Annotated in this window: 6 protein-coding genes; 3 read left to right on the top strand and 3 right to left on the bottom strand. The window is 63.1% G+C overall.

Going from position 1 to position 8,905, the window contains the following annotated elements; genetic code table 11:
• The first annotated feature begins 443 nt into the window (after positions 1 to 443).
• Entirely contained in the window at positions 444 to 2,471 is a 2,028-nt protein-coding gene (locus LE190_RS21235; protein WP_225240581.1) for a TonB-dependent receptor family protein, read from the top strand.
• On the opposite strand, the gene LE190_RS21230 is transcribed toward LE190_RS21235, so the two are convergent.
• From LE190_RS21230 to LE190_RS21220, 3 genes are all read right to left on the bottom strand, one after another.
• Positions 2,446 to 3,942, bottom strand: a complete 1,497-nt coding sequence (locus tag LE190_RS21230) for a GTPase domain-containing protein (RefSeq protein ID WP_225240580.1) — start codon at positions 3,940 to 3,942, stop codon at positions 2,446 to 2,448. The genes LE190_RS21235 and LE190_RS21230 overlap by 26 nt on opposite strands.
• Positions 3,942 to 5,423, bottom strand: coding sequence for a DUF2868 domain-containing protein (locus tag LE190_RS21225; protein ID WP_225240579.1), 1,482 nt, complete (start codon positions 5,421 to 5,423; stop codon positions 3,942 to 3,944). Before LE190_RS21225 ends, LE190_RS21230 begins: the two co-directional genes overlap by 1 nt.
• Before the next feature lie 132 nt (positions 5,424 to 5,555).
• Complete coding sequence (locus tag LE190_RS21220) at positions 5,556 to 5,999, bottom strand: hypothetical protein (protein WP_225240578.1); 444 nt, start codon at positions 5,997 to 5,999, stop codon at positions 5,556 to 5,558.
• A 209-nt stretch (positions 6,000 to 6,208) separates the two neighbouring features.
• Here LE190_RS21220 and LE190_RS21215 point away from each other — a divergent pair, with 209 nt between their 5' ends.
• Both LE190_RS21215 and LE190_RS21210 read left to right on the top strand, forming a co-directional pair.
• A complete protein-coding gene (locus tag LE190_RS21215) occupies positions 6,209 to 7,189 on the top strand; it encodes a DUF2157 domain-containing protein (protein WP_225240577.1) in 981 nt (326 codons plus the stop codon).
• A complete protein-coding gene (locus LE190_RS21210; protein WP_225240576.1) occupies positions 7,173 to 8,768 on the top strand; it encodes a GDYXXLXY domain-containing protein in 1,596 nt (531 codons plus the stop codon). The genes LE190_RS21215 and LE190_RS21210 overlap by 17 nt, the downstream gene beginning before the upstream one ends.
• The last annotated feature ends 137 nt before the right edge of the window (positions 8,769 to 8,905 follow it).

The raw sequence follows: 8,905 nt of genomic DNA, 5'->3' as shown, positions 1-8,905 counted from the left end.
GCCCACACTTATCGACTGTTGATTGTTAAAGAACTGTGGCTTCCGCCGAGGATTCTGTACTACCTTGCTGCCTGGTTGCGAAGCGTTGTGTTCGTCAGCAGCAGAGAAGTGAGATTATGCAGTGTTTTGCTAGAACCGTCAACCCCTCGTTCGCTTCGTTGCAGATTTCTCTGCGGACTCTGCTAACGTAAGCACTTGATTACGTTAACGTTTTCGGTCCTTGCCGAAGCGGAGGCGAACTATAGCAAATCCTGACGGTCGATAGCAAGGCCTTTCGACACTGGTCCGTGCTAAACGAACAGCCATCATAGACCAGCACGGCTATGATGGCGATCTGTCCACTCTGCATTATCGTCATGCCCCGCCATCTGCCTCGTTCCCCACTGCTTGCTGCCTTGTTTGGCCTTTTGACGGCTCCGGTCCTGGCCCAGTCCGTACCGCCTATGTCGGTTGTCGTTGTCAGCGGCTCGCGCACGGAGCAGGAAAGCTTCGATCTGCCTGCCGCGGTAAGCGTGGTCGATGCCGGACGCATCCAGGCGGGCCAGCCGCGCATCAACCTGTCGGAATCGCTGGTGGCGGTGCCCGGCATTGTGGTTCAGAACCGCCAGAACTATGCGCAGGATTTACAGGTATCCTCGCGCGGCTTCGGCGCCCGTTCTTCCTTCGGTGTGCGGGGGGTACGCCTGATCGCGGATGGCATTCCCGCGACCATGCCAGACGGACAAGGCCAGGCGGCCACTTTCAATCTCGACATGGCCGAGCGCATCGAGATCCTGCGCGGTCCCTTTTCCGCCCTGTATGGCAACCATTCTGGCGGCGTCATCCAGCTGTTTACGCGCGATGGCGAGGCTCCGCCTTCGGTCGAGCTGTCCGTCACTGGCGGCAGCGACGGTTTGCGCAAGCGCGAAATCAATGCCCAGGGCAAGACCGGCACGCTCGGCTACGTCCTCGACGCTTCGCGCTTTGAAACCGACGGCTACCGCCAGCACAGCGCCGCGGTCCGCGACCAGGGGTATGCCAAGCTGACATTGCCAACCGGCCGTGACGGCAAGCTGAGCATCGTTGCGAATGCGCTCGACCAGGACGACACCCAGGATCCGCTCGGCGTCACCTGGGACAGTTTCTCACGCGATCCGCGCGCGGGCGAGACCGATACCACCGACACCGCGTCGCCGCAGCGCAGTTTCGCGCAACGCTACAACACCCGCAAGAGCATCGCCCATCGGCAGATCGGCCTGAACTGGCAGCAGCGTTTCGGAACCAGCCGCCTGCAATTGACTGCCTATGGCGGCCAGCGCCAGGTGATCCAGTACCAGTCATTCTCGCGCGCCTTCCAGCAGCCGGCCAGCCACTCGGGCGGCGTCATCGATTTCGATCGCGAGTTCCGCGGCATGGACCTGAATTGGCAGGATGTCCGTGCGCTCGGTCCGGGCACGCTGCGCACTACCGCTGGCGTGGAATATGCCGATTCCGAAGACCTGCGCCAGGGCTTCGAGAACTTCCTCGGCCCCCAGCTCGGCGTCAAGGGCCGGCTGCGCCGCGACGAGAGCAACCGCCTGACCAGCATCGATCCGTATGTGCAGACCGAATGGGAGTCCGGTGCCTGGGTACTGACGGGCGGCCTGCGCCATACGCGCCTGAAAGTGGCCGTGCGCGACCGTTTCCTCGACAATGGCGACGACAGCGGCGGCACCGTCTACCAGGGAACGGCACCGGTGCTCGGCATCCTGCGCAAGCTGGCGCCCACGCTCAATCTGTACGCAAGCGCGGCGCGCGGTTTCGAAACCCCGACCCTCAATGAACTGTTCTACTCGGCCAGCGGCGCCGGTTTCAATTTTGACCTGGAACCCGGCCGCAGCCTCCACCTCGAAGTGGGCGCGAAGGCGATGTTCGGCCAGCACACGCGAGCCGAACTTGCCCTGTTTCAGGCCCGCACCCGGAACGAACTCGTGGTCGAGGCCTCGAACGGCGGCCGCACCAGCTACCGCAATGCCGGCAGCACCTTGCGCCAGGGGATGGAATTATCACTGGCCTCGCGTTTCGCCGGCGGCTGGAACGCCCTGGTCTCGGCCAGCCTCCTGCGCGCCATCTACGATGAAGGTTTCGGCAGCATCCCGTCCGGGAACCGGCTGCCCGGCGTACCGCGCGCCAGCCTGTTTGCGGAACTGGGCTGGACGGCGAAGGACGGTGCGCTCAATGCCGCGCTCGAGGCCCAGGCCGCGAGCCTGGTGCATCCGGACGATGCCAACGCGGCGGTGCCGGCGCCCGGCTACGGCATCCTCCACTTGCGCCTGCAGGCGCGCCAACAACTGGGGCGCTGGCAGCTGAAGGAATACCTGCGCGTCAATAACCTGCTGGACCGCGACTATGTCGGCTCGGTCATCGTGGCCGAAGCGAACCGCCGCTTCTACGAAGCCGCGCCAGGGCGCAACTGGCTGCTCGGCATCAGCGCGCAATACCGGTTCCAGTAAGCTGGGACGGCGCCGGTAGCGCGGCCGCCGGATAGAGCTGCGCCAGCACGGCGTCCGCCGCTGGCACCAGCGTTTTCTCGGCCAGTGCGATGGCCGCCTCCCCATCCGGCGCCGCGCGCAAGGCGCGCCACAAGGCCGGCAGGTCGCCCGCATGCGCCGCGACCGCCCGCTCCACCTCCGCCTGCCAGAAGGCAGGCGCCTCGCTTTCCACATAGTTGCCGCGCCCGCGTCCAAAATGGGCCACCGCCAGGTAACGCAGCAGGCCGCCGGTCAGCAGTGTCTGCAGGAAGGCATCGGCAAACTGCACCGTGTGCTGGTTGCGGTCGGTGCCCACATTGAAGCCCCAGGCTGCGCCAGCCATGGTCAGCGCGCCGACGATCGCCCCCAGCAGCGCCCCGCCGCCGAGGGTAAGACCACCCGCCATCAGATCGGCCGACAAGCCGGTGGCCGCGCCCGAGACCATTGCGCCCAGCAGGCCGGCCTGGGCTCGGTCCACCGGCGCGCGCACGGCGAAGTTCTCGCGCACGCGCGCATTGATCGCGCCCGCTTTGCCAGGGTCGAGCTTGTGCAGGACCAGCATGCGTGCGGTGGTGCTGCCGATTTCGTCGTTCAGGCGTTGGACCAGCGTGGCCATCGCCAGTTCCTGGCGCTTCTGCTCGTCCTTGCCCAGTCCGACGGCCTTCAGGGCGGACCTGAACAGCCCCTGGCCTCCTTCCGAGGAAACCTCCTGGCGGTCGCGCGCGGCAAAGGCGAGCAGCTCCGCCACCAGGTGCAGGGAATTGCGGTAGCGCCGCTGGTTGGCGTCTTCCCAGGTAGCCAACAGGCGGGCATAGCCTGCCTGCCTTGCAGGTTCGATGAGCTTGCCGATCGCATCGTAGAACACGTGTTCGTGCACCCAGCAGCGGGCGAAGGCGTCCAGTGGCAGTACTTCCTTTACGACAGGGAAGCTGGCCAGGTGCTGCTTCCAACGTCCCTGCTCGGCCGCCTCTTCGCTGCCCGGGCGCGGCGGCCCCATCTGGTTGAGCAGCACCGCGACCGGTTTGCCCAGCCATTCGAGGATCTTCATCTCGGACGGCAGGTAGCCGGCATCCTGGGGCGCCTCGGACGAGTTCACCAGGTAGAGCACGACGTCGGCCTCTTCCTTGGCGGCGCGCAAGGCCTGCTGGCTAAGCCAGAAGGGCTTGTCGCGGTAACGGTCGAACACTTCCCGCAGGAACCAGCCGATCGGATTGCCCGACATCGACAGGCGCTTGAGCAGGCGTACCGAGTCGCCGAAGCCCGGCGTGTCCCACAACACGAGGCTGTCACCGGCCGCGCTGGTCTGCAGCAGGTGGGCCTCGGCGAACTGGGTTACGTGGGCGGCATCGCGCACTTCGCCCACATCCATGCCGACCAAGGTGCGCGCCAGCGTCGTCTTGCCATTATTCGTGTGCGATACGAGCGCGAACTGGATCTTGACCGGATCGTCCATCAGCGCAGCTCCGGCAGGCGCAGGCCCGCGCCGAGTTCGGTTGGATACTTGCCTGGCTCGAGCAGGTTGACGAAGGTCGCCGAGGTGCCATGGAAGCTGCAGAACTGGCGCCACAGCGTACTGCGTTCAGCCACGCGCTCGGCGCTGCCGGACTGGCTGCCGATACGCTCGGTGAGCGGCGATTCATCCACCAGCACGGCCACGCCGCGGCGCACGTGTTTCGTCAGGTAATCGAGGAAGGCGCCATGGTTTTCCTTTTCCGGTGTGGCGGACAGGCTGAACAGGACCGCAGTGACGGTGACGCCTGCTTCATCGAGCTGCAGGTCGCGCAGGGCCTCCTTCGCGTCGATGCCATACGCGCTGGCCGGACGCAGCTGGACTCGCGCCTGGGCGCCAAGCGCCGCAGCCGCGATCGACCACAGGCCGCGATCACGTGCTTCGTCCAGCGTGTAGCTGTAAGGAAGGACACGCAAGAGCGCTGGAGAACCGGCGCCGATGCTATCCGCCAGCTTGCGGAAATACGGCTGGTCAAGGTCGAGCGGGAAGCTGTTTGCCAAGCGGCGCGCCTGCCAGGCGGAGAACCCTGCCAGCAGCACACGCGGCAGCACTACCAGCAGCAGCAGGGTTGCGCCGTAGAGATGGACCCAGCGCTCGCCGCTGGCGGCAGCCACGACGCGCCCGAAACGCAGCTGTTCTATCTCGGCCAGGGAAAAACCCTGGAGGAAGGGGAACACATTCATTACCGGCATGAATAGCCAGGACAGCAGTGTATGGACCTGAGAAGCATCCAGGAACGTGCTTTCCCAGCCGACGACGTATTGGGTCAGCAAGCCGCGCGCATACAGTGATGCGATGGCGCCGAGGGCGAAGCAGGCTGCCGCCAGGTGGACCGTGCGGCTCAGCCGTGCACGGGTGAGCGGTGCGCTCAGCACCGCCCACTCGCCCATGAAGCTGGTAATGCCGGCGGCCAGCGGCGCGGGCAGCTTGCGCGGGACGGCCAGCTTGCCCAGGCTCAGGCGGCGCAGCAGGCCCGGACCGGCCCAGCCGCGGGGCTTGCCGGGAATGCAGGCAAGGACAAGCACGGACAGGTAGACCAGCAGGTTCCAGCCTATGATCAAAAGAAAGGGGGCGGAGAGCAAATCGACCCGGTGCGGATCGGCGATGCGGTCGATCAGGGCGCCGCTGACCAGGGCCAGGAAGGGCAATGCCAGCCAGAAGCCCGACAAACCGAGGCGGCGTTTGGCAAAAGCGCCAAAGGCCGGTATGCGTTCCCCGAGGCGTTTCAGGATCTGTTCCGAGCGCTGCTCCAGAAAATGGTGCTGGGTCATGGCGGACTTGGCGTCGGCTGCCTGCCAGGCAGCCAGTTCCTTTGCACTGCGGCTGGCATACTTGCGATCGTCCTCGCTCAGCACCTCGTACTGGATGTCGGCGGATTCAATGGCGCGCACCAGCACGGCATTGCGTGCGACCTGTTCTTTCATGCTTTTCCTGTCATGGTTGAAATGGCAAGGCTGACAGGTGCATTGTGCCCCAGATTCCGATCGCAGGCAGGAGCGACGGCAGTGGACACAAAAAAGCCCGGACATGCCGGGCGCTGGGCGGGGTGGCGCAGCTCAGCTGCGAGGCGTTTTTTGGTTCGGACGGCTAGCGTAGTCCGACGCCGGCTGGTCTGGATGTCCCTGCAGGCCCCGGGCGCCACCTTGACCCGAATCCGACTGTTGCGAGCCGGCATGTTGGGATTGCTCCATCCCACCCTGGCCGGATTGCTGGATTTCGCCGACACGGTTCATCTCGGCCTGCGCCTGCATGCGCTGGCCACGCTGGCGCGCACTCCAGCCGCCGCCTTGCGAACCGCCGACACCACCCCGCGCATTGCGGCCGAGGTCGGACTGCTGAGAGCCCGTATGTGCCACGGGGAATGGCGATTCGGGGCCACCGCGCATCACCGCTCCCGGTGCGCGCGATTGCAGGCTGCCCTCGGCAACGCTGACGGTTTTGGGTTTATGGATGCCGCGCGAACGGTTCACGCCACCCAGGCTCTTTTCCTTCGATTTCATGGTCCATCCTCCGCTTTGCTGACGCAATGGATTGATCATGCTCGTGGAAAGTGATGTGCTGTATAGGATAAGTCTCCGATCCGATGTAGGAATCGCCGCACGAATACCGTTCAGGTAGCGAAGAAATGGCGGCACCGTCGTGCTCAACGTCAACATCGTGACAAGGTGCCCCTCCTAGAATGGCATACGGCTTTCTTCGGAGAACACCCATGTTGAGCACACGGCTTGCCTTGCTTGAACTGGCACGACAGCAACGGCTGTCCGCAACTGCCTACGAGGAGTTGCGGCACATTGCGTCCTTGCGCGAATCGATGCACTTGCCGGAAGCGAGCGTGCGCCAGCGGGTACGCATCCTGGCCGCCGCGCTCGCGGGCCTGGGGCTGATTTTCTTCCTTGCCGCAAACTGGGAAGCCCAAAATCCTTTTGCCATGTTCCTGTTATTGGAAACATTGCTTGCGGCAGCATGCTATGGCGCTGCGCGCTTCGTCCGGTTTCGGATAGGGCTTGCCTTGTTTGGGCTGCTCACGATCGGCACGATGTTCGGTTTTTTCGGGCAGCACTATCAATCGGGAGCAGATCCATGGCAGTTGTTTGCCTTGTGGACTGTCCTGGCCCTGCCTCTCGCGTTGGCCAGCCGTTCCGATCTCCTGTGGTCGGCCTGGGTGGTTGTCGCCATGTGCGGCGTCTCGACCTGGCTCGCGGCACACGGCGGGAGAAGCTGGTTTGGGCCGACCGTGCTGCATATCCAGTTGACAGCCATGCTTGCGGTCCTGGCGATTCCTCTGGCGCTCTCCGCCCCCTGGCGCGGCTGGAGCGGCGCAGGAACCTGGGCGCAGAACCTGGCCCTGTTGTCGGCGGCCGGCCTGACCACGACCCTGGGAGTGACGAGCCTGTTCGGTTCGGATAGCCCGATGTTCTGGCTCGCGCTCCTGGCGCTGTGCCCGCTGTTCATCTTCTTTACCAGCCGTGCCGCCTTCGACACCTTGTCGCTATCGATCACGGCCTTGGCGATCGACGTTCTACTGGTATGCGGGGCGGTCAGGCTTGGGCTCGAATTCCGCTCATTCGGGGCCTTGCTCGTCCTTGTCGGACTTACCGCCGTCGCGGCACTCATGTCGAGCGCGATGCTGATCATTCACTTGTATCGCAATCAGTTCCGTGAAGGACAAAACCGTGACCAATCGAATTGACGCGATCGTACGTGACGCCCTAGCACGTGGACTGGTCGATGCCACACTGCTCGATGCGGAGAAATCCGGGCCTCCCTGGCCTGTCGTCGTGCTGACGGCTGTCGGTGCCCTGCTCGCTGCCCTGCCTATTTGCGGCCTGTTTGCGCTCCTGTTTGTCAACAGCAGCAGGGGTACAGAATTGTATGTCCTCGGTCCCGTCGTACTCGGCTGTGCTGCCGCTATGCTGCGCGTTCGCAAATTGCCTTTGTTTTTGGAATACCTCGGCGTGTGCCTGTTGGGCAGTGGGTTGTTCATGGTATGGGTGCCGCGCGGTGCTTACAACGACGACGCGATATGCGCCGTCGCAGCGCTTGCCGTGTCGCTTGCCGTACGCCAGGTATGGATACGGACATTATGCTGTGCTCTTGCTGTTTTCATGCTGGACAGGGCCTTGCTCGCCGTCGATGCAGCCACGTCGTTAGCGCAGCTCATCATATGGAACAGATGTTACCTCTTGTTAGGCGTATGGCTGGCGGGACATGCACTCTTGCGCAGTGCCGAGCGTAATGGCAAATACAGCATTGCATCCGGCGTGGAATCGGTATTAATCGGCCTAGGAGTCGTCAATGTTCTGATGCTGGCTTATCAGTCAGGTCAGTCATTTCTCATCAGCCAGATATTGCCTGACCATAACTGGCTCAGCCTTGGCGGCCATGATGTGTGGTTCGGGTATGCGCCGCCGTTTCTTTCTGCTGGCGCCGCGCTTGCGGCCGGCGTCTGGCTCGTTACACTCAAGCGCTTCGACGGGCGATTGCTGGGAGTATGCATTCCGGTCTTCGTCCTGGTGAGCTGGTTTACGACCTCGCTTGGCGCCCTGTTGCTCATGGCCGCCGCCTGTCTCGTCTGGGGCCGGCCACAGCTCGCAAAGCTGACGGGCCTTGCCGGACTATGGACCATCGGATCGCTCTATTACTGGCTGGGATGGCCATTGCTCTACAAAAGCGTCTTGCTGTTTTCTGCTGCCGGCGTGCTGCTCTTCGCCAGCCCATGGCGCGAGCGCAGGATCGCAGGCAAAGCAGAGTGCGATTCTGACCTGCAGACCGATCGGCGCAGGTGGACGAAAGCGGGCCTGATCGCGCCTGCGGTAGCGGCCCTCCTCATCGTCAACGTCGGTATCTATCAAAAGGAACAGATCATACGGCAGGGCCAAAGCATTTTTGTCGAGTTGGCACCCGTCGATCCACGTTCCTTGATGCAAGGTGATTACATGGCGCTCAACTTCGCCCTCTCCGGCGATCTGGATGCGAAGCTGGATGGCGGCGATATCGAAGCGCCCTATTTTGCCGTTGCGCAGCGCGGCGAGAACGGTGTCGCCACGATCACGCATATCCACGATAAGCGCTCTCCATTGAAGGATAACGAAATTCTTATCGAGGTAACACGTCAACGGGAAAGATTCACCTTGCCAGCCAATGCATGGCATTTCGAAGAAGGCGATGGAGAACGATGGAGCAAGGCGAAATACGGTGAATTGCGCGTGGATGGGCACGGTCGAGCCGTGCTGGTCGGCTTGCGGGGCGCTTCGCTTGAAAAACTATAAGCACAAAAGCAAAAAACCCCGCAGAGATCACCCTGCGGGGTTTTTCATATAACTAGCCTGACGATAACCTACTTTCACACTGGTTGCAGCACTATCATCGGCGCAAAGTCGTTTCACGGTCCTGTTCGGGATGGGAA

This window comes from Massilia hydrophila, from assembly GCF_020208145.1.
Classification (GTDB): Bacteria; Pseudomonadota; Gammaproteobacteria; order Burkholderiales; family Burkholderiaceae_D; genus Telluria; species Telluria hydrophila.
This window is presented reverse-complemented; position numbering and strand designations above follow the sequence as displayed.